The sequence below is a fragment of the Pseudolysinimonas kribbensis genome (assembly GCF_030161895.1).
Classification (GTDB): Bacteria; Actinomycetota; Actinomycetes; order Actinomycetales; family Microbacteriaceae; genus Pseudolysinimonas; species Pseudolysinimonas kribbensis.
In genome coordinates this window covers 3073197-3093420 of sequence record NZ_BSVB01000001.1, presented here as the reverse complement: position 1 = coordinate 3093420, position 20224 = coordinate 3073197, and the positions used below count along the sequence as shown (strand labels likewise).

Here is a 20224-nt window from a genome sequence, read left to right as displayed (position 1 = left end):
GGAGACTAGGGCGTTCTCGCCCTCGGCGGTGTCGGTGGCCGGGCCTATTTTCGAGGCGACGACGAAAGGAAACACCATGGTGGACATGCGGATCGAGCTCGTCTTCGTGCCGGTCTCGGACATCGACCGCGCCCTCGACTTCTACGCCGGGATCGGCTGGAACGTGGACTTCGATCAGACCGTGAGCGACGAGATCCGGTTCATCCAGATGACGCCGCCGTCCTCGGCGTGCTCGATCGCGTTCGGCCGCGGCCTCGCCGAGGGCGAGCCGGGGTCGCTGCGCGGCGTGCAGCTCGTCGTGCGCGACGCGGCCGCGTCGCTCGAGATGCTCCGGTCGAAGGGCGTCGACGCCGACGACGTGCAGGAGCTGCCGTGGGGCAAATTCGTGACGTTCCGCGACCCCGACGGCAACGCGTTCACGCTGCAGGAGCTGCCGGAGTGGTCACGCGGGTATGCGAACCGGCCGGAGAACTAGCCTCGACGGGTGGCGATCACCGACCCCGACTATCCGGTGCCATCCCGGCTGACGACCGACGAGTTCGTGCTGCGCCCGATCCGCCCGACCGACGCCCTGGCCGACTTCGAGGCCGTGATGGAGACGCGCGAGCACCTGCGCCTCTGGGAGCAGTCCGCGTGGCCGGCCGACGACTTCACGGTCGAGGGCAACCGCGACGACCTCGTCGGCCTCGAGGAGCGCCACGACGCGCACTACGCATACACGTATACGGTCGTCGACCCGGCGGGCGCCGAGGCGCTCGGGTGCGTGTACGTCTTCCCGACCGGCGCGAAGTTCCTGGCCCGATCGGAGGTGACCCCGCTCGGCGACGAGCGGTGGTCGGACGTCGAGGCGGTCGTCTACCTCTGGGTGCGACGCTCCCGGATGGACGCGGGGCTCGACGCGCGCCTGCTCCCCGCCCTGCGCTCCTGGTTCGCCGACGAGTGGAAGCTGTCGCGCGTCGTGTTCGTCACGAACGAGCGGTTCGAGCAGCAGGTCGCCCTCATCGAGCGCACCGACCTGCGGCGCCGGTTCGAGCTGCGGGAGCCCGGCAAGGCGGGCACGTACCTCGTCTACGGCTGAGGATTTCCCCGCCGCCACCCATCCCGCCGTCGTATCGTGGCCGCATGCGCACCTCCTCCGCCGGATTCGATCTGCCCGGCTTCGATCTCCACGCCGCGGTCGACGGTCTGCGCGAGGCGTTCGCGCCCCGCGAGGCCGGCCGCGACATCCGGGCCGCCATCCTCACCGAGCTGCTGGCCGAGCCGATGCACGGATACCAGCTCATCCAGGCGATCCAGGCGCGCTCCGGCGGCGCCTGGACGCCCACGCCCGGCACCGTCTACCCCACGCTGCAGCTGCTCGCCGACGAGGGCCTCGTCACCGCGACCCAGACGGGCGAGCGCAAGGTCTACGCCCTGACCGATGCAGGTCGTGAGCAGGCGACCGTGGCGAGCGCCGAGTCGAGCGGGCCGCGCCGTCGTTTCGACCCGGAGCGCGACCTCGCCCTGCCGAAGGCGGGCGCGAAGCTCGCGCAGGCGATGTCGGGCTTCGGCCCGAGCGCCAGCTCGGAGCAGACCGAGCGCGCGGTCGCGATCATCGACGAGGCGCGCCGCAAGCTCTACGCGATCCTCGCCGAGGACTGACGGGATGCCGCCGCGAAGCGGCAGCCCCACGGCATCCACCGCGTCACCCGCCTCCCGCGCGCGCTACCGGCGCATCATGCGCTTCGCCGGCCGCACGCTGACGCAGCTGTGGTGGTTCGAGCTGGTGCTGCCCGTGCTCGGCCTGCGCGGACTCGCGGCGCGCGGCCGCACGGCGCGCCTGCAGCGCCTGGCCCGCCGCTTCCACGTGCTCGCGGCCGATCTCGGCGGGCTCATGATCAAGGTCGGCCAGTTCATGTCGTCGCGCCTCGACGTGCTGCCCCCGAGGTCACGAAGGAGCTCGAGGGCCTGCAGGACGAGGTGGCGGCCGAGCCGTTCGAGGCGATCCGCGCGGCGGCCGAAGCGGAGCTCGGGATGCCGCTCGACGTCGCCTACGCCTCGTTCGATCCGACGCCGATCGCCGCGGCATCTCTCGGCCAGGCCCACCGCGCACGCCTGACGCCTGCGATTGGCGCCGACGTCGGCCTGATGGATGTCGTGGTCAAGGTGCAGCGCCCCGGCATCGAGGAGGTCGTGGCGGTCGATCTGGCCGCCCTGCGTCGCGTCGCCCGCTGGCTCATGCGGGTGCGCGTCGTGCGCAAGCGCGCCGACGTTCCGGAGCTCGTCGAGGAGTTCGCGTCGACGAGCCTGCAGGAGATCGACTACCTCCACGAGGCCGCGAACGCCGAGCGCTTCGACGCCGATTTCGCATCCGATCCGCGGGTCACCGCGCCGCTCGTCGTCTGGGAGCGCACCTCGCTGCGCGTGCTGACCCTCTCGGATGTCACGGCCATCAAGGTCACCGACGTGGCGGCGCTGGAGGCGGCGGGCATCTCCCCCGCCGCCGTGGCCGACGAGCTGGCCCGCGTGACGTTCCAGCAGATCTTCGTGCACGGCTTCTTCCACGCCGATCCGCACCCGGGCAACATCTTCGTCACCCCGGTCACCGATCCCGGCGGACCCGGCGAACCGCCGTGGCGCCTCACCTTCGTCGACTTCGGGATGATGGGCGAGATCCCCGACACGCTCCGCGCGGGCCTCCGCGACTTCATCCTCGCCGCCGTCGGACGCGACAGCCGCGGCCTCGTCACCGCCCTCGAGCGCCTCCACGTGCTCATCTCGGCCACCGACACCGACGAGCTCGAGCACGCCATGACCGCCCTGTTCGCCCGCTTCGGCGGCATGGGAATCGCCGAGCTCCAGCGCGTCGACCCGCGCGAGCTCGAGGCGTTCGCCCGCCAGTTCGGCGAGACGATCCGCGCCCTTCCGTTCCAGCTGCCCGAGAACTTCCTCCTGCTCCTGCGCACCATCTCCCTCGTCTCCGGCGACACCAGCGCACTCAATCCGGAGTTCAACATGTGGGATGCCGTCGACCCCTTCGCGCGCGACATCCTCAGCCCCAGCGGCATCGACTCCGTGCGCGCCCTCGGAAAACAGGCCGTCTCCTACGCCACGACACTCGCGCGCCTCCCCCGCCGCATCGACGAACTCGCCGAACGCATCGACCGCGGTCAGGTCGCGGTGCGCACCCCCGACGTGGACCGCCGCCTCGGCTCGCTCGAGCGCACCATCGGCCGCGCCGTCTCGGCGGTGGTGTTCGCGACGCTGCTGTTCGCGGGCGTGCTGCTGATGCCGACGGTTCCGGTGCTCGGGTGGGTGCTCATGGGCGCGTCGGTGCTACCCCTGTTGCACGTCGCCCTGACGTGGCGGGGTCGGTGACCGCATCTCTTGCGACTAGAGTTGTGCTCGCGCTACTGTAGTTGCATCAATGCAACTCAAGTAGCAAGGGTAGTCCATGGACCTCGAATCACCCCTGCGCACGATCGCCTCGCCGGTCGAAGCCGAAGTGCTGCGGGTACTCGCCGGAGCCGCGACCGAATTCAGCGCGGCTCAAGTGCAGCGGATTGCGGCATCCGGGTCTCCGTTCGGAGTGCGCAAGGCGCTGATCCGGTTGGCGGCCGCCGGGCTCGTGAACTCCCATCGGCACGGGTCGGCCCAGACCTGGAGCGCGAACCGGCAGCACGTACTGTGGCCGGCCATCGAAGCCGCCGCCAACGCGCGCACCGTTCTGCGCGACCGCATCCAGCGACACGTGGAACAGCAGGAGGGCGTTGCCGCCTACCTTTATGGCTCGTTCGCGCGCCGCGAGTCGTCGCCGGAGTCCGATGTCGATGTACTCCTGGTCTTTCCCGATGGCCACGACAGAGAACAGATCGTCGACGTCGCCGATGCCCTCAGCACCAGCATCCAGACCTGGACCGGCAACCACGGGCAGATCTACAGTGTCACCCGATCCGAACTAGCCGACATGGTGCGCCGCGGCGACTCGATCGTTCCGTCGCTACGTGCTGACGCGGTCCCGCTCGTCGGCCCCGAATTCGCTCGACTGCTTCTCGGCCTCGGGCTCGGCGCGCGTGGCTAAGAAGTCGGCGACGTCCCCTCTGAGCAACGGCGAGGCGCGAGCCCGATTGGGCGAGGCGCGCGCCTACCTCGAGGCGGCGGAGCTGTACGCATCGAGTGACTCTGCTGCTGAGCGCAAGGTATCGGGCTCCAACTCGATCCTCGCCGGCATCGCAGCGGCCGACGCCATCTGCGGCCTCCTCCTCGGCGAGCGAAGCTCAGGCGAAGACCATGGCCAGGCGGTAGACCTGCTGACCCGAGCCTTGAGTCCGGCGAAGAAGGCGCCGAACAGCTTGAGACGCTTGCTCTCCGAGAAGACGCCGGTCCAATACGGTGTGCACCCGGTCTCCGCCGCCGATGCGGCTCAGCTCGCGAAGTGGGCGCGCGACCTCGTGAACGAGGCGATCCAGCGAGCTCGCTGACTCAACCACGTCTGTCGTCGACGCTGAGCTACGGCATCCGGAATCTTTTCCTTGTAAACGCCTGGCACGGCGCCCTCACCACCGGCGACCAACGTACGGTCGATGACATGGCCGATCGAAGGGCGGGCGTCGGCAGGCTCATCTCCGGGGCCGTCGGCATGATCGTCTTCAGCGCCATGGCGGGGGTGCTCGTGGCGCTGCTGGCGCTTCCCGCGATCGCGGTCGGCGGCGTGACAACGAGCAACACGGTCGGCGTCTTCGACTCGCTGCCCGAGTACATCGAGCTGAGCCAGCAGCACGAGGCCAACGAGGTGCTGGCCAAGAATCCCGACGGCTCCGACTTCCACATCGCGACCCTCTACGACCAGAACCGGCAGTCGCTGCCGCTGGATCAGATCAGCGACAACCTGAAGCTGGCGGCGGTCGCCGGCGAGGACCGGCGCTACTACGAACACGGCGGCGTCGACCTGCAGTCGGTGGTGCGCGCGGCCATCGGCCAGCTGGCGCACACCTCCACGAGCGGCGCGTCGACGATCACGATGCAGCTGGTGCGGCAGCTCCGCTTCCAGGCCGCGGCGAACGAGGTCGGGGTCAGCGACGACCAGCGCCGCGCCGACATCCGGGCCGCCGTCTATCCGGATCTCGGCCGCAAGGTCGAGGAGATGAAGTTCGCCATCGGCCTGGAGAAGAAGTACAGCAAGCCCCAGATCCTCGACGCCTACCTCAACATCGTCGGGATGGGCGGCAACACCTACGGCGTCGAGGCCGCCGCCGAGCAGTACTTCAGCACCACCGCCGACAAGGTGACGATCGCGCAGGCGGCGAGCCTCATCGCGATCGTGCAGAACCCGAGCAAGAACAGCCTCGGCGACCCGCACAACTACGCCGACAACCAGGCGCGGCGCAACGTGATCCTCGGGTTCATGGAGGCGGCCGGCTACATCACGCACGCGCGGTACCTCGAGGCGAAGGCGCAGAAGGTCGACGCCAAGTACGTCAAGCTCTCGGCGCCGAAGCGGGGATGCCTCTATGCGACGCCCGGCTACCAGTTCATCTGCGATCTCGCGGATCGCACGATCAGGCTCGGCGAGGTGCCCTCCATCGGCGACACCCCCGAGACCGCGGTGCAGGGCCTGAAGCAGGGCGGCTACAAGATCTACGTCTCGGTGCAGCCGGCGATGCAGGATGCCGGCAACGCGGCGATCAAGCACTTCGCGCCCGCGAACGAGACCCGCTTCGCGCTCGGCGCGGCCGCGGCCACCGTGCAGCCGGGCACCGGCCGCATCCTCATGGAGGTGCAGAACAAGGACTTCAGCAACCTGCCGACCGACCCGAAGCTGAGCCCCTACGACCGGTCGCGCACGCAGACCACGACCGCCATCAACCTCGCGGAGGACGCCGCGCACGGCGGCGGCAGTGGCTACCAGCCCGGTTCGAGCTACAAGCCGTACACGCTGCTGTCCTTCCTCGCCGCCGGGCACACCCTCGGCGAGACGTTCAACGCGAGCGTCACGCAGTTCCAGCCGAGCAAGTACCCGGCATCCTGCGCCCCGAACGGCGGCCCGGTGTACAAGGTCACCAACGACGAGGCCAACGAGGTCGGCCCGATGACCGTCACCCAGGGCACGGCCCGGTCGGTGAACACGATCTTCATGCAGATGGGCGAGAAGGTCGACCAGTGCAAGACGGTGGCGATCGCGAAGTCGCTGGGCGTGCACAACTCGAGCGACACACCCGACCACCCGGACCCGCTGGGGACCCTCCCGAGCTGCGTCATCGGCGCCTGCCAGACCATCGCCCCGATCACCCAGGCCGCCGCCTACGCGGCCCTGGCCGACGGCGGCACCTTCTGCGAGCCGATCATCGTCGACAAGGTGGTGGATGCCGAGGGCAACGTGCTCGCCGGCCAGGACGGGGCGTGCGCGCCGTCGCCGCTTCTGACCCCCGACGTCGTGAACACCGCGGTGTACGCGATGCAGCAGGTCTTCGTCGGCCGGGGCACCGCGATCCTGGCGAACCCCAAGGACGGCACGACCTACATGGGCAAGACCGGAACCACCGACTTCTCGCACCAGACCTGGACGGTCGGCTCCTCCCGCTTCGCCTCGACAGCGCTCTGGGTCGGCAACATCATCGGCCCCCGGGCGACCCGGCTGCCGAACAGCAGCTGCGCAAGATCTGGGTCGGAGGCATCCAGGCGGCCAGCCTGCGCAACAACATCTTCAAGGCGATCGCGCAGGCGATCGACGCGCAACCGGGCTTCAGCGGCGGCAGCTTCCGCCGCCGGCGCCGGACCTGCTCGGCCATCGCACCGCGCCGCCCAGCGACGGCGGGGGCACCCTGCTCCGGGCGGAGGCGGCGGCACGCCCGGCGGTGGCGGCGGCCACGGAGGTGGCGGCGGACCCGGTGGTGGCGGCGGCGGACCGGGCGGTGGCGGACCGGGCGGTGGCGGCGGCGGACCGACCGGCGACCCGACCCCGCCTCCCCGCCGGACGGCGGAGGCGGCTAGGACCGACGGAAGCAGCTTGTTTCCGCTACCTCACCGTACGAGCCCCGTGTCGTTCACAGCGGGAGCGCATGCTTGAACGGCGTATCCCGCAAGACGCCTCCGTCAACACGGAGCGGATAGCGTTCCTCGAAGAAGCGGAACCCCGCACCGTACTCGTCATCACGCGATCGCGTGTACGCGGCCTCCCGCCTTGCGAAGTCGACCTCATTCGTCGCGTACGAATACTGCACCATCGCCCAGGACGCCATGCCTTCGTAAATGAGGCCGTGATTGCCTGGGCCGTACTTCGCCTCGATCGCCTGCTCGTTCCAGTTGCGGTACTGCCAGATGTGCGTGAGTTCATGCGCGATCGTCTGAATGCTGGGCAGCTTCGGCGATCCGTTCTCGATGTGCAGCTCGTATCCACCGGTGGTCTGGGAGGCGAAGCCGAGCACCCGCGCATCGAACCCCGGCGTCGGCTGGTACGTCTCGTTGGTTCCGCGAGCGATGGCCTTCGCGTTTTCCATGCGCACCGTGATCCCGACACTGAAATGGATGTCGAAGACGATCTCGAGGTTGCGCCGGACTTCCTGATAGATCGCGACGAAGCCCTCATTCGTCGTGACGACCGTGCGGGAGCAAGAGATGCAGCGCTCGCGACCGTCCTGTAAAAGGTCGTATTCTCCGCCCATCAGGGGCCGTGCGCAGAAGTCGCAGTAGTTCGCCGTGCCGGGCTCGAAGGCGAGTTCTTCGCCGGCACGGCGCTTGACAGCGGCTCGGGACTGTTCGAGGTAGTTTTCGCCGAACCCCTTCGGCTGCAGGTAGGCGAGAGCGGCGGTGCCATCGAGAGAGCGGGCCGGCTCAATGCCGCCGTACTCCAGATAACGCTTCGGATCGATTTTCACGGTCATGCGTCGGATCCTTCACTCGGGGCGGCCGATGCAGGCGGGCGCGCCCTCCTCGTCCGACGAACGACGGGCGCATCGTCGGGTGCCGCCGCCTCGGCCACCGGCTCGGGGCTCGCCACAGGCTCCGGCACAGGTTCCGGCACAGGCTCGTGGTCCACAAGCTCCGGCCCCGGCACAGGCTCCTGGTCCACGGGTTCCGGCTCGCCGATCGACCCCTCCGCGCCCCGACCGCCGAACAGCCGACGCAGCAGCCGCCCGAGCGCGGTGAACGGCCACAGGAGCGCCCGGAGGAACCGCCCCCGCCGCCGACTCGGTGGCGCCGGCCGATCCACTCGGGGAAGCACCGGCTCGGCGTCGCCCGACGGCTCGGGCTCGGGCGGCACCGGAGTGTCTCGCCACAGTAGATAGTCCGTCACGATCTCGAGCAGCCGACGCCAATTCCGTTCGACGGCGACGACGAGGCCGAGGTCGACGAGGCTGTCCTCGACGATGAAGATCGAATCCGACCGCCCGTCGACCACGACGTCGTCGAGCAGGTCTCCGCTCTCGTCCTCCGGGTCCGGGGTCAGCGCGGTGACGTACTCGTGGGCGTTCGGGAAGACCGACACGAAGATCTCATTCAGCACCGTGACGATCGTTCGCCGGGTCGTCGGGTCGATATCCGGCAGGCGAACCTCGAGCACCTCCTTGTGGTGGTACTCCCGAATCGGCACGTCATCGACGCCGATCCGATGCGCATCCGCGAGCGCCGACCTGCTCGGCATCTCGAGATAGCCAGTCGTCGCCACCGTGATCGTCGCGAATGAGCGGATCAACTCCACGCGGCTGGTGTGCAGCTGCCCCTCGGCGTGCGGGCGCTCCTCCACCCGGTCGACCGTCAGACGCGATCCGGCGATCGGATTGACCTCGAAGTCGCCGAGCGTGAAGGTGCGGATCTGCTTGTACACCCGGCGGTCCCGGATGTGGTCCGCCGCACGACGGAGGACGACACCGTCTCGATGACCCGCGTTGCCGATGGACTGGACCTCGTAGTACTTGCCACCGTGCGTGAGGAACTGCCCGGGCAGCATCGCCTGATGGACGTGCCCATAGAGCAGCGCCCCGATGTACGACGAGTTCTCCCGCTCGTCCTCGACGAAGAAGTACGCGGCGCGAAGGTGCTGCAGGATGCCGTCCAACTCCGACGACGGCTCCACCCGGAATCGAGTGATGACCCGATCGTCGTCGACCGCCTCCCGTTCGGAGAGAATCCGGATGTCGTCGACCCCTGTGTGCTTGGCGACGAGGGTTCTGAAGAGGTCGACGGGCGACTGCTGGTCATTCGTGGGATCGACCTTCGCGTCGTCTCCTCCTCTTGGCCCGAGACGATCACACCGAGGATCTGCAACTGCTTCGCGAGCTCAGACTCGTCGACGTCGAACACGAGCATCGCGAGCAGGAGCCGCAGGATGCCGTTGCGCTCCGTGCGCGCAAAGTCGGGGACGATCGACGGGATCGCCTTCGGGTCTGCAGCGAAGATCTCACGGTTGGCGACCATGTAGTCGCGCAGCAGGTAGTCGCCGGAGACGAGGTTGACGAACCCCTCGGTGCGGGCGCGTGTGCCGTAGAGCCGCAGCGACTCGAAGACGTTGTTGATGTCGTCTTCGACCACGAGGAACTGCCGGTCGGCCCGCTCGACGCTCCAGGGGCTCGCCACCGGGATGATCGCCTCTTCGAGCGCCGCCTGGGTCAGGTCCAGCTCGGCGAAGGCGTTGATGGTGGCGTAGTACTGGCCGGCGAGCCACATCATGTCCCGGACGGGGAAGCGGTCCGCGCCGACCCACGCCACCCGCTCGACCTGGTACTTGAGCGCGACCGCGGCGATCTCCGTCCCGACCCCCAGGTATCGGGTGATGGCGGGGAGGATCGCTGTGTGCATGCTCGGGCCGTCGGCCTGCCAGACCATTTCACTCGTCGCACCGGTCGGCAGAGCCGACGCGACCACGTCGGCGAGTTCGACCCGGAGAAGGTGGCTCAACGCGTCGACGAGACCGTCATGATTCCGATCGAATGCCGCGAAGACCACGTCGCCGCGCCGACCGACGCGTTGCAGCACGAGTCCGAGGCCGAGCTGTCCCGTGGCGAGCAGCCGCGACGGCTCGGCAAGGATGACGTACTCGACCTGCCCGAGGAAGCCGTCGTGAGCCTTCAGCAGCTCGACATTGTGCAGGTCCGCGAAGCGAAGCACACCGACGTCGAGGTCGTCCCGCGGGGTGCCGCCGAGCACCTCGACCGCCCACAGGTCGGTGATGCCGGTGATCGATTCGAGCCCCGACGCAATCCAATCGCGATAGTCATCGGTCGCCGCCTCGCGCCCGGCGACGATCAGGACCTTGCGATGCTGCAGCAGGTGATAGTGCGCCGGGAATGTCAGGTATGCGGTCAGGTCACCGTGGAACGGGTTCGCGATGACGACGCTGCGTTTACGCAGCAGGGCGATCGAGGCATCCAGGAGGTTCACGTCGAGCTCCTGGCCGTTCGCCCTGAGCCGCTGGAAGTAGGCGCCCGCGAGCATTTCCATTTCGCCGGCCGGCTCGTCGAGGAGGCGGTCGATCCTCGAACGCGAACGGGTCGCATCCAGGGTCGACAGGCTCAGCTCCTCGGCAAGAACCCGGTCGCCGAACGCGGCGTCGAGGACACGGCGCAGCTGTCCATAGTTTCCGACTCGAGTGGCGTGGTCCTCCTCACCCAGGATGTCGGTGACGTATTCGTCCTTCGTCACTCCGGAAAGGAACCAGACGAGCTCCGCGATCACAAGCGTCACGACCGCCGGGTACGCGATGGCTCGCGAACCGGGCCACGTCGGAAACGTCGTGATGAGAGCCGTATAGGCGACGGTGACGACGATGGCCCCGGCGAGAAAACCCCGGTAGAGGCCTCGCAGGTTCGCGGCGGACGACCGGACGAACCACAGGTCGTAGTCGGCGTCCCAGGCGTAGACGCCCTCGACCACGCGGCGACCCAGGAATCCGGGGTCGCGGAGCACTCGGGCGATGACGGGCTTGAGCCCGAGCTTCAGCACGAGGAACACCAGGATCACGAGCAGGTTCTCGAGGAAGTACAGCCACACCGACGAGTACCAGTCGCGGATGCCTGGGATCAGCCGCATCAGCCACGCGAGCCATCCGTCGAGCCAGTCGTTGGCGCGATAGAGGACGATCATCGCGATCACCGCGTAGACGACGGCGACCGCGGGCATCGGGAACTGCCGAACCCTCGCGGCCTTCGCCTGGTTGCCTGCCCTCAGCGCGAGCAGGGCGACCAGGAGCGGCAGCGAGGCGAACAAGTGCTCGAGGAACAGGATGAGCGTCACTCGGTGACCTCGTTCGTCGACTCGTCGGGATCGGCGCGCTCGAACAGCGGCACGCGTTTGACGACAACGCGCGCGATGAAGTCATACGGGGCCCTGACCAGCTCGCCTGAGGTGTTGAACGGCACGGTGATTCCTGCCGGCAGGGGCAGCTGCAGGAGGCGGCGCATCCTGTACCGATTTCCGAGATCGAAGGTGCTGAGGTCGCCGTCCACCTTCTGCACGACGGGGGTCGCCCCGAGGGAGGTGATCAGGCCGCGCTCGAACTCCATCGCGCGATTGATCCGCAGCTTGAGTTGCTCGAGGTCCTGCAGCCGGGCACGCTCCTGATGCTCTCTGACGGCGGAGCCGATCAGGAGGGCACGCGCGCGCATGTAGGTGGAGAGGTCGGTGAGATATCGGCCGAAGATCGCCGCGCCGCCGTGCACCTGCGTACGCACGCCCTTGAGATCCCGGTTGAGGTCCCGGATCTGCGCGACCAGCCGGGCGCGCTGCACGACGAGGGCGCCGACGCCTCCGGCGAGCAGGACAACGAGACTGAACAGGGCGACGAGGGCAGCATCGCGCAGCGCGGCGGAGGTACGGCTCGTGGCCGTGCCGATGAGGTACGGCAGCAGGCCGATCACCCAGGCGGCGAGGACGACGCCGACCGCGACGCCGATGGTCTTGGCGTGAAGGCGGTTGCCGATCGTGCGGAGGATCGTGCGATGGTGCCGCTCCATCATCCGTCGCACGGCCTTCTGGTCGAGCAGGTCCGCGGTCGCGGGCGAGGCCAGAGCGGTGACGCGTCGGGAGAGGTCGTCCTCCAGGTCTTCCCGCTCGTAGCGGGTGAGCTCGACCCCGTTCGCGGGGACGACCTGCGCCTTGAGTCGAGCGTCGTACACGGCGGCACCGAGCACGCGGCGCGGCTTGCGCAGCAGAATCTCGGTTCGGCTCACGACCTGGGTGTAATCCGCCCACCAACGCGAGGACTCGCTGAAGGGCACATCGGTAGCCAGTGAGTAGCCGTCCACGGGGGCGGCGGTCGACTCCCCAGCGAGTCGAACTCGACCGGGATCTCCTGCTCGACGAGGAGGGTCGCGATGTCGGTGCTCGGACGCCGCCCCGGCCTCCTGAAGAGGCCATCGATGCGATCGCGCACGCTGCCGAGTCGGCTGAGGTGCTCGTTGATCGTCGTGATCAGAGCGTCTCGGTCGACCTCGATGTCGAGCCGGTAGACGTGGTCGGCCTGGAAGGCGCTCGGCGGCAGGTCGTTGACCGACACGCTGAGCACCGAGAGCCAGAAGCGCATGAGGCTCTGCTCGTAGTCGGAATGCTCCTCGTCGACGAGGTCGTAGACCGCAAAGCGCGTGCCCGACGGATAGTCGTTCCGCGCCACGAACTGCGACGGCACCTGACCGAGGTCCGTCGACCACGCCGCGCGGAGCTGCGCGTGAGGATCACCCTCCGGCGGCCGGCGGGTCGAGACGAAGATCACCTCGGCGGGCCGGTTGCCGCGGAAGTCGTACGCCGCCTTGAGTTCCTCGTGCTGCGCCCGCTCATCCGGCGAGTATTCGACCTCCCGGTAGTGGATCTTCAGGTCATGCACGCCGGCAAGCATCGTGCGGACCTCGGAGGGCGCCGGGGGCGGCTCACCCGGCCCGGCGAAGTCACTGGCACGGCGCTCGATGCGGGCGCCGGTCGGCGCATCCGGGTCCTTGTACGAGTAGACGGCCTCGAAGTCCTTCGCGCCCATGGGCGGATATCCGAGCAGCATGTGCGCAAGGCGGACGAGCCGGTGGGGTGATTCCTGGAGCGACAGACGCACCGGCCTCAGCTCGTTGTCGAGGTAGTCGAACGGGTTGTCCGGCTGGGCCGCCTCGACGCCGTCCTCTTCCGGGCTCTCGACGACGACGACCCGCCACTCTCTCCGGCCCTTGATGATGCGGCGGATTCCGGGGAGGACGTCATCGACGGCGCGCGCACGCGGCGACTCGTTCCAGTCGGCGAACGCGAGCAGTCGCTCCTCTTCGAACGGCTCGAACAGAGTCTTCGCCTGCGCGAAGATCCGTTTGGCCCCTCCCCGGAGCAGGATGACGGTGAACACGGTGCGGCGGCGCCCCGTCAGTCCGCGGCGAGCAGTTGCTTGTCGATGGCCCTCACGTCGGAGCGCAGCTCCGGTAGCGGCAGGTCGATCAGCAGGTCGCCCAGCGCACCGATGATGATGCGCAGCTTGCGGTTGAAGTAGCTTCCGCCCTTCTCGGTGAACGCCGCCATGTGCGAAGTGAACTGCTCGAGCTGCTGCCGCAGGACCGTCTCGAGCACCGCGTACCGCTGGTCGCCGTCCTCGAGCCGGAACACCTCCTCCTGGATAAGGAGCAGGAAGTTCCGACTCATCGCTGCGAGGTACTCCTCCTGGAAGTCGTCTTTCGGCACCGAGACGGCCCAGAAGGCGGCGATGTCGAAGATCGTGACGGGAGCATCCGGGAACGACGGGACGATCTGCCGCAGCTCGGTCAGATCGACGCCCGCCGCGAGGTCCTGCCCGAACGGGCTGCTGGCGTAGTCCACCGCCGACGTCACTGCCAGCGTGGCCTCGAGCATGCGGTCCACCGCCTCCGTCAGCCGGGTGACGGCGACCGGATCGATGGTGAGCGCATCGACGACCTCGTAGAACTGGTCGCAGGGCGTTCCGTTCGAGACGATGAAGTCCTGCTCCGGACCGGTCAGCGGCTTGTAGCGGTAGATCGTCCCGCTGCCGACGGACTTCTCCCGGATGATGTGGCCGTGCACCAGGCCCTTGAGCAGAGCACGGTGGATCTCGGTGAGCTGCCGCGCCTGGCTCCCCTCGTCGAGGTCCGGCATGGCGGCGATCGTGTGCCAGCGGCGATCGATGTGCGGCGTGATCACCTTCGTCTCGTCGACGGACGGGCGGATCTGACTGACCAGCCGGAAGTACGCCGTGAAGTACTCGCCGGCCGCGAGATTCTCCGTCTGATTGACGCGCGCAGGCGAGAACTTGGAGAGATCACGGGCCCGGATGCCGTAGATCGCGTTGTAGAAGAGGATCTCCTGCTTCGAGATCTCATCGTCCGGCTGGCCGCCGTAGTTGGACAGGTGCTCGTTGATGAGCGCCTCGCGCTTCGAGCCGGCGTCGAGCTTGATCGCCGGATTGAATGCGCACGCGAAGATCGGGTGCCGGTCCTCGCCGAGCGGCGACTCGATGAACGGCGCCGCGAGCGCCTTCACGGCGTTGATCTCCCGGATGACGTAGTGGCGGATGTTGTCCTCCTCCACGTTCCGGGTGTGGGCTCGGTACTCCCGGTCGAGCGCCTCGATGATGTCGATGTCCAGGGTCGCGGCGCCCTGCTCCCGGAACTTCTTCACGAAGTGCTGAACGATCGTGCCCGTGTACAGGTCCTGGAAGAAGTTCTCGTCCTTCTCGTCCGTGATCGCCGCGTACTCGCGCACCTTGCTGAAGATCGCCTGCGACAGGTCCGCGTCGGCGTTCGCACTACCGCCCTTGTACAGCACCGACTTGCCGATGTGGTCGAGGCTCTTCGAATCCGCGTACACGAAGCGCGTCGTCGAGCCCTTCGTGTTGTCGTAGGCGGTGTGGAGCCGATCGATGTCGCTGCCGAGCCGGTCGAGATTCTGTCGCAGGTTGTCGAACAGTTTCTCGAACGCGTCGGAGAGGCCCTTGATGTAGCCGATGGCATCCCGCAGCACCTCGGAGAGCACTTCGGCGTTTCCGAGATCGCCGACCTTCTTGAGGTAGGTGGCGAACTTGTCGGTGAGATCCCGCTGCCATCCGTCCTGCCGGTTGGTCACCCGCGAGACGAACCCTCGCTGCCGCGCGAGCAGCGACTCCGGTCCTTCGATCTCGTCGGTCGACGGATCGTCGAAGGCCTGCTTCTCGAAGTCGCGGAAATAGCCGTGCAGCTCGTTGAGCTCGATGTCGACCGTGGCCTTCTGCTTCTCGAGCAGGTCGAGGAGGTTGTAGAGGAAGTAACGGGCGGAGACGGGGTGGATGAAGCCGTCGCCGCGCTGGTTCTTCAGGTAGGTCTCCAGCGCGAACGGCTGACCAACGTTGGCGCCGCGGGTGTCGGTTCCGAATAGCGAGTACGCCGTGATACCCGCGTTCTCCTGGGCGTGCCGCTCCACGAGGTCGTGGTACTTCTTCAGGTCGAGATAGCGCTCGTAGTACTCGGCGGCATCCGCGCCGAGCTCGGCGATGTTGGCCGAGAGCTGCGCCTTCAGCTGATCGTCGGCGTCGTTCTTCGACCGTGTCTCGAGGTAGCCCATGAGCCCGCTGAGGTACATGAACCACTTCTTGCCGATCTCGGTGACGCCCTCTGGGTCCTTGAGGACGGCCTGATCCTTGATCGACCGCGCGAACGGGTCCTTCTCGCCGTCGGCCTTGGTGTCGACCGTCTGCGGGAAGACCTTCTCCAGCTTCAGATCCGCAACGCTGAAGCCCTTGTCCTGCTGATCGCGCACGCCGGCGAGCTGGCCCTGGAATGCCTCATCGAACTTGAGCCAGTCGCGGCTGACCGCGGTACGCAGCCAGGTGTACGCGAAGTACTTCTCGACGTGACGCGCAGGGTAGACGAGCCGGGAGGCGCCGGCGCCCGCGTAGCGGTTCCGGCCGTTGTTCTTGATCACCTCGCGCAGGGTGTTGTCTTCGGAGGAGTTCGAACGCTTCGACATCGGGCCGATCGACTGCGTGTAGATGCAGGTCGCGGCGTGGTCGAGCAGGTCGCCGAACGAGGTGAGGCTGCCGCTCGTGCCCTGTGCGTCGAACAGGAAGCAGAAGTCATAAGGCATGGCGTTGATCGGCTCAACGCCGTCGCCGCCGATGGTGGGGAACTCGAACTTGAGGCCGCGATACTGCGGCGGCAGCGTGTTGTCGCCCTTCATGAGGAAGGCGTCGAGCTCGCGGATCGTCGCGTAGGCGTTCACCTTGAGGTTCTGCTGCTCCTCGGCACCCGGGATGACGTCGTAGAACACGTCGGGCTGGAGGAAGAAGCCGCGGGTGATGGCACGCAGGTGCGGGAACTTCGCCTTGAGGTAGCTCGACAGGTACATCGCGACCGAGAGGATGAGCCCGGAGCCGGTCCCGCCTGCCAGCGACGACGTGATGATCACGCGAAGGGCCTGCTCCTGGTTGTCCTTGTCGACGCGGAACAGGGTGTCGATGGCGTCGCGCAGCGGCGCGAGTTTGCCGCTCTTCAACGTCGTGTCGAACGCCAGGCGCGAGATCGCGCGAACCTGGGCCGCGCCCTCGGTGAGCGTCTTCCGGTTGAGCATCTCATTCACGGGGAACCAGTTGTCACGAGCGTTGGTGTTGACGGTGAGGTAGTCGCCGACGGTGTTCACCGTCGAGGTCTGCACCGTGAAGACGCCCGGGTTCTTGTCCTTGATCTCCCGGAGCTCGTTGATGTCGGTGTCGAACACGACGTAGGCGATCCGGCTCTCCTGCGGAGACGCGGATTCCCGGACCTTGTCGGCGACCCTGGCGACGATCTTGGATCCGGTACCGCCGAGACCGAGGATCAGCGTGGGAGCGATGGGCATCTTGGTTCCTCTTTCATTGGGCCTCGCGCATCACGCGTTCGGCGCGCATTCGTACTTCATGTCCGTGGTCTGTGCGGTGATGAGGCTGCCTGCGCCGAGGCGCGGCGAACGGGTCATGTCCTTGTCGAAGCGCGTGCCGTTGACCTCGACGGATTTCTCGGGGCGGTGGGCACTCGCCAGAGCCTTCCAGTTGGTGACCTCCCCGGCGCCCCGGCCGACGGCCTTGAGCTTGAGCCGAGGGAATCCGGCGGTTCCCGGCGCGTAGCGGAACGTCGCGCGATCGGCGACAAACGGCAGCAGCCGATGACCGAGGCTCTTCTTGAACTCTCCGCGGCTCTGGCCGGACGGCATCCCGAACGTTCTCGGGCGCGCGTTGATGTGCGGAGACGACTTGAACCGGCGCGAGAAGCGCTTCTTGAAGATGTAGCCGGCCAGGATGATCAGGCCGAGCCCGATGAGGATCCACTTCCAGCCGTCCTGGGAAAGCCAGTGCAGCATCCGGTCCCAGAGCGAGAGATCGTCGACCAGCCGCACGTCGGCCGTTCCGGTGGCCCGCTTGACACCTTCGTCGTACGTGTAGTCGGCGACGAGGCTCAGATGCACGGGCTGTGAGGTGTTCACCGAGTACGTGTCGCCATTCGACGGGACCGGCGTGAGGGTCAGCGCTCCGGGGTCGCGCCCTTCTTGACGGTCCACCGGATGCCGGCCGCGGGGGTCGCGTGCACCTGGAAGGACTTCGGGTCGATCGCGGCCCATTCCTGCGGCGTGACCGCCTTGCCTCCCGCATGCGAATAGGTGGCGGTGATCTTGGCACCCGACCCGAGGGAACTGACCGTCAGCTTGCGGGCGTCGATCGCGATGGTGCCTTGCTCCGGCGCCGGGTAGATGTGCTGCTTGATCTCCGCGTGGGCGGCAACGTCGCCGAGGTACGTTCCGTCGACGGTGACCGTCGTGTCACCCGCCGAGAGTTCGTACTCCGCTCCGCTGTCGAGCGTGGGCTGAATCACGTCGCCGTCCTCGCTCATGCTGGCGTGAACCGCATGACGGCCCAGGAGATCGGTGTGCTCCTCGGGAATGATGTTGCAGTCGGCGTCCATGAAGCCGTACTCGATCTTGTACTTGCCCGCGACGATGGCCTTGCCCTTCGGGATCGGCTTATTGGTCGACGGGTCGATCCAGCTGACGCCAAACTGCACGCGGGGTATGTAGTAGAACGTCGTCTGCGAGGCGCCGCCGACGTCGAAGTACGTCTGATCGGCGGGAACCTTCCCGACGGTCGCGACCTGACCCGTCAGGCCGGCGGCCGGCTTCGCAGTGACGGTCGCGTTGTCGGCGCTCACCGGGGGTTGGACGGCTGCGGGATCGTCACGGGCTCGGCGAGCAGATCGAGTGGCTGATCCTGGTCCTTGCCGCTTTCCGGAGTGCCAATCTTGGCATTCCCCTGCGCGAGCACCAGCACGGTCTCGAGTTCGATGTCCGGATCGATCGTCGTGCCGCTTCCGCCCATCGGTTTGAGCTGGGCGCGACCGAAGATCTGGTTCGCGAGGTCTGCGGTCTTGCCGAGGATCTCGCTGATGTTGTCCGACGCCTTCGCCGGGTGGAACCCCGGTGCCGAGGCGAGCGTCGGCGCCCCGGCTCCGGCCCCGAGATACCCGACGTCGAAGGTGTGGCCTGCCGTGCCGAGCGACTTCGACCAATTCGAGAATTCTCCGCTGGTCGCCGTGTGATGGTCGAAGGCCCCGTCCGAGAGCAGCACGAGCCAGCGACTCTGGGCCTTGCTCCGGGCGAGGTCGTCGCGAGCCGCCGGCACGGCATCCCACGGCGTCCCGCCGCCGTGCATCTGGATCGCATTGATCGCGTCGACGTTCGCCTGGCTCGGCCCCGACTTGGTGCCCTGGATCGTCTTGGCGACGGCGCCCTTCTGCGACAGAAGCAACACCTTCATCTCGTCGGTGGGGCCGAGCATCGCGGCGAACACCATGAGCGCGTATTTGACGTACGACCACCGCTGCGGGCTCGGTGCGATGAACATCGATCCGGAGTCGTCGAGCACGACGTCGATCTCGTGCGACTTGGACACCGTCGCGGGGACGCTCGAGCAGATCTTCGCCGCCTTGTTCGCGACCGATCCCGCCGCCCCGAGAGCCGGATGCGGAGACAACGCGGTCGCATTGGCGGGCACCGCGACGCTGGAGGCGATCAGTCCGAACGCCACCACAACAACGCCGACGGCCCGTATCAAGCGGGCGCCGACGGCGGGCACTCCACTCACGGGTTCCACCACTCGGTGTATGCGCCCATGTCGTAGCGACGAGCGCTACTCGGGAAACACGGGCTGGCGAGACGCTATACCTTTGCCATGAAACGAAGCAAGCGGAGCGGAGGCGACGATGAACCGGGGAGGCGGGCTCTGGACCCTCTCCGCGCGCGGCTGGTTCGGCGTGTTCGCCGCCGTCATCGCGGCCCTGCTTATCTGGGTCTGCGTCAGTACGGCGCAGCCCAGCGCCTCCGCGGTCGGCAGCCCTGGCGCCCAGGTTCCGGCAGCTCCGGGCACCTCCGGCTCAGGCACCGACCCAACCGATTCCTCGCCATCCCCCGCGCCCACGCCATCCGGTCTCTCCATCGTCGAGCCGCCTCGTTTGGGCAAGACCGCCGTCCAGGTGCTCGCCCTTCTGCCGGTGCGCAGCCTCGACTCCGGCGCCGGCTACCAGCGCACCCAGAAGTTCGGCGAGGCCTGGATGGATGTCGACGGCAACGGATGCGACACCCGCGACGACATCCTGAAGCGCGACCTGAAGGACATCGTGCTGAACGCGTGCAAGGTGATGTCGGGTGCGTTCATCGACCCGTACACGGGCAAGCCGATGACGTTCACCCGCGGCAATGACACGTCAGCGTTCGTGCAGATCGACCACATGGTGGCACTGCTGGACGCCTGGACGACCGGTGCGCAGGAGCTCAGCCAGGACCAGCGCCAGCGCTTGGCGAACGACCCGACCAACCTTCTCGCGGTGAGCGACCGCACCAACCAGCAGAAGAGCGCCGCCGACGCCGCCTCCTGGCTGCCGCCGTTCGCGGCGATCCACTGCGAGTACGCGGCGCGGCAGATCAGCGTGAAATACGCGTATGGCCTATGGGTGACCAGGGCTGAGCACAACGCCCTGGCCGCCGTGCTCCGGTCGTGCCCCGACCAGCCTGCGTACCGCTCGTCGCTGGGCACGTCGGTCACCTCGAGGACGCCCACCCCGACCGCATCGCCGACCAACGTGCGGGGACTCGTCGGCGGCGGCACCGGAACGGCTCCCTACTACGACAACTGCTCCGCCGCCTACGCAGCGGGCGTCAGCCGGATTGCGCGAGGTGCGCCCGGATATCGCGCCGAGCTCGATCGCGACGACGACGGGATCGCCTGCGAGGGGTAGGCGCGGTTCCCATTGGAGCGCTCGTTGCCACGACGCGCGAG

The 20224-nt window shown here is 67.7% G+C and carries 16 protein-coding genes and 1 pseudogene; 8 read left to right on the top strand and 9 right to left on the bottom strand.

The window, feature by feature from the left end:
- Positions 1 to 79 precede the first annotated feature (79 nt).
- The 7 genes and pseudogenes from QQK35_RS17005 (at position 80) to QQK35_RS16975 (ending at position 7045) form a co-directional block, all read left to right on the top strand.
- Positions 80 to 475: a VOC family protein gene (locus QQK35_RS17005; RefSeq protein WP_284255746.1), complete on the top strand. Its 396-nt coding sequence runs from the start codon at positions 80 to 82 to the stop codon at positions 473 to 475.
- Positions 476 to 484: 9 nt separating this feature from the next.
- A complete protein-coding gene (locus tag QQK35_RS17000) occupies positions 485 to 1078 on the top strand; it encodes a GNAT family N-acetyltransferase (RefSeq protein WP_284255203.1) in 594 nt (197 codons plus the stop codon).
- A gap of 44 nt (positions 1079 to 1122) precedes the next feature.
- Positions 1123 to 1641 (top strand): PadR family transcriptional regulator, encoded by a 519-nt coding sequence (locus QQK35_RS16995; protein WP_284255202.1) that lies wholly within the window; start codon positions 1123 to 1125, stop codon positions 1639 to 1641.
- Positions 1642 to 1645: 4 nt separating this feature from the next.
- A pseudogene (locus tag QQK35_RS16990) lies at positions 1646 to 3357 on the top strand (ABC1 kinase family protein).
- A 76-nt stretch (positions 3358 to 3433) separates the two neighbouring features.
- Positions 3434 to 4060, top strand: coding sequence for a nucleotidyltransferase family protein (locus QQK35_RS16985; protein ID WP_284255201.1), 627 nt, complete (start codon positions 3434 to 3436; stop codon positions 4058 to 4060).
- Positions 4053 to 4460, top strand: a complete 408-nt coding sequence (locus tag QQK35_RS16980) for a hypothetical protein (RefSeq protein WP_284255200.1) — start codon at positions 4053 to 4055, stop codon at positions 4458 to 4460. The genes QQK35_RS16985 and QQK35_RS16980 overlap by 8 nt, the downstream gene beginning before the upstream one ends.
- 107 nt (positions 4461 to 4567) lie before the next feature.
- On the top strand, positions 4568 to 7045 hold the full coding sequence (locus QQK35_RS16975) for a transglycosylase domain-containing protein (protein WP_284255199.1): 2478 nt from the start codon (positions 4568 to 4570) through the stop codon (positions 7043 to 7045).
- Here the strand turns inward: QQK35_RS16975 and QQK35_RS16970 are convergent.
- The 9 genes from QQK35_RS16970 to QQK35_RS16930 are packed head-to-tail and all read right to left on the bottom strand — an operon-like array spanning position 7023 to position 18976.
- Positions 7023 to 7859: a hypothetical protein gene (locus tag QQK35_RS16970; RefSeq protein WP_284255198.1), complete on the bottom strand. Its 837-nt coding sequence runs from the start codon at positions 7857 to 7859 to the stop codon at positions 7023 to 7025. The genes QQK35_RS16975 and QQK35_RS16970 overlap by 23 nt on opposite strands.
- Positions 7856 to 8803: a hypothetical protein gene (locus tag QQK35_RS16965; RefSeq protein ID WP_284255197.1), complete on the bottom strand. Its 948-nt coding sequence runs from the start codon at positions 8801 to 8803 to the stop codon at positions 7856 to 7858. The genes QQK35_RS16970 and QQK35_RS16965 overlap by 4 nt, the downstream gene beginning before the upstream one ends.
- Entirely contained in the window at positions 8734 to 11208 is a 2475-nt protein-coding gene (locus QQK35_RS16960) for a hypothetical protein (RefSeq protein ID WP_284255196.1), read from the bottom strand. Before QQK35_RS16960 ends, QQK35_RS16965 begins: the two co-directional genes overlap by 70 nt.
- Positions 11205 to 12143, bottom strand: a complete 939-nt coding sequence (locus QQK35_RS16955) for a hypothetical protein (RefSeq protein ID WP_284255195.1) — start codon at positions 12141 to 12143, stop codon at positions 11205 to 11207. The genes QQK35_RS16960 and QQK35_RS16955 overlap by 4 nt, the downstream gene beginning before the upstream one ends.
- The gene (locus QQK35_RS16950) at positions 12140 to 13291 is read right to left on the bottom strand and encodes a hypothetical protein (RefSeq protein ID WP_284255194.1); all 1152 of its coding nucleotides are present in this window, start codon (positions 13289 to 13291) and stop codon (positions 12140 to 12142) included. The genes QQK35_RS16955 and QQK35_RS16950 overlap by 4 nt, the downstream gene beginning before the upstream one ends.
- A gap of 17 nt (positions 13292 to 13308) precedes the next feature.
- Positions 13309 to 16761 carry a tubulin-like doman-containing protein gene (locus QQK35_RS16945; RefSeq protein WP_284255193.1) on the bottom strand — a complete coding sequence of 1151 codons (3453 nt, stop codon included), beginning with the start codon at positions 16759 to 16761 and terminating at the stop codon, positions 13309 to 13311.
- Positions 16762 to 16791: 30 nt separating this feature from the next.
- Entirely contained in the window at positions 16792 to 17517 is a 726-nt protein-coding gene (locus QQK35_RS16940; RefSeq protein WP_284255192.1) for a hypothetical protein, read from the bottom strand.
- On the bottom strand, positions 17421 to 18101 hold the full coding sequence (locus tag QQK35_RS16935; RefSeq protein ID WP_284255191.1) for a hypothetical protein: 681 nt from the start codon (positions 18099 to 18101) through the stop codon (positions 17421 to 17423). Before QQK35_RS16935 ends, QQK35_RS16940 begins: the two co-directional genes overlap by 97 nt.
- The gene (locus QQK35_RS16930) at positions 18098 to 18976 is read right to left on the bottom strand and encodes a vWA domain-containing protein (RefSeq protein WP_284255190.1); all 879 of its coding nucleotides are present in this window, start codon (positions 18974 to 18976) and stop codon (positions 18098 to 18100) included. The genes QQK35_RS16935 and QQK35_RS16930 overlap by 4 nt, the downstream gene beginning before the upstream one ends.
- Positions 18977 to 19151: 175 nt before the next feature.
- Between QQK35_RS16930 and QQK35_RS16925 the strand changes: the two genes are divergently transcribed.
- The gene (locus QQK35_RS16925) at positions 19152 to 20183 is read left to right on the top strand and encodes a GmrSD restriction endonuclease domain-containing protein (RefSeq protein ID WP_284255188.1); all 1032 of its coding nucleotides are present in this window, start codon (positions 19152 to 19154) and stop codon (positions 20181 to 20183) included.
- Positions 20184 to 20224: the final 41 nt, after the last annotated feature.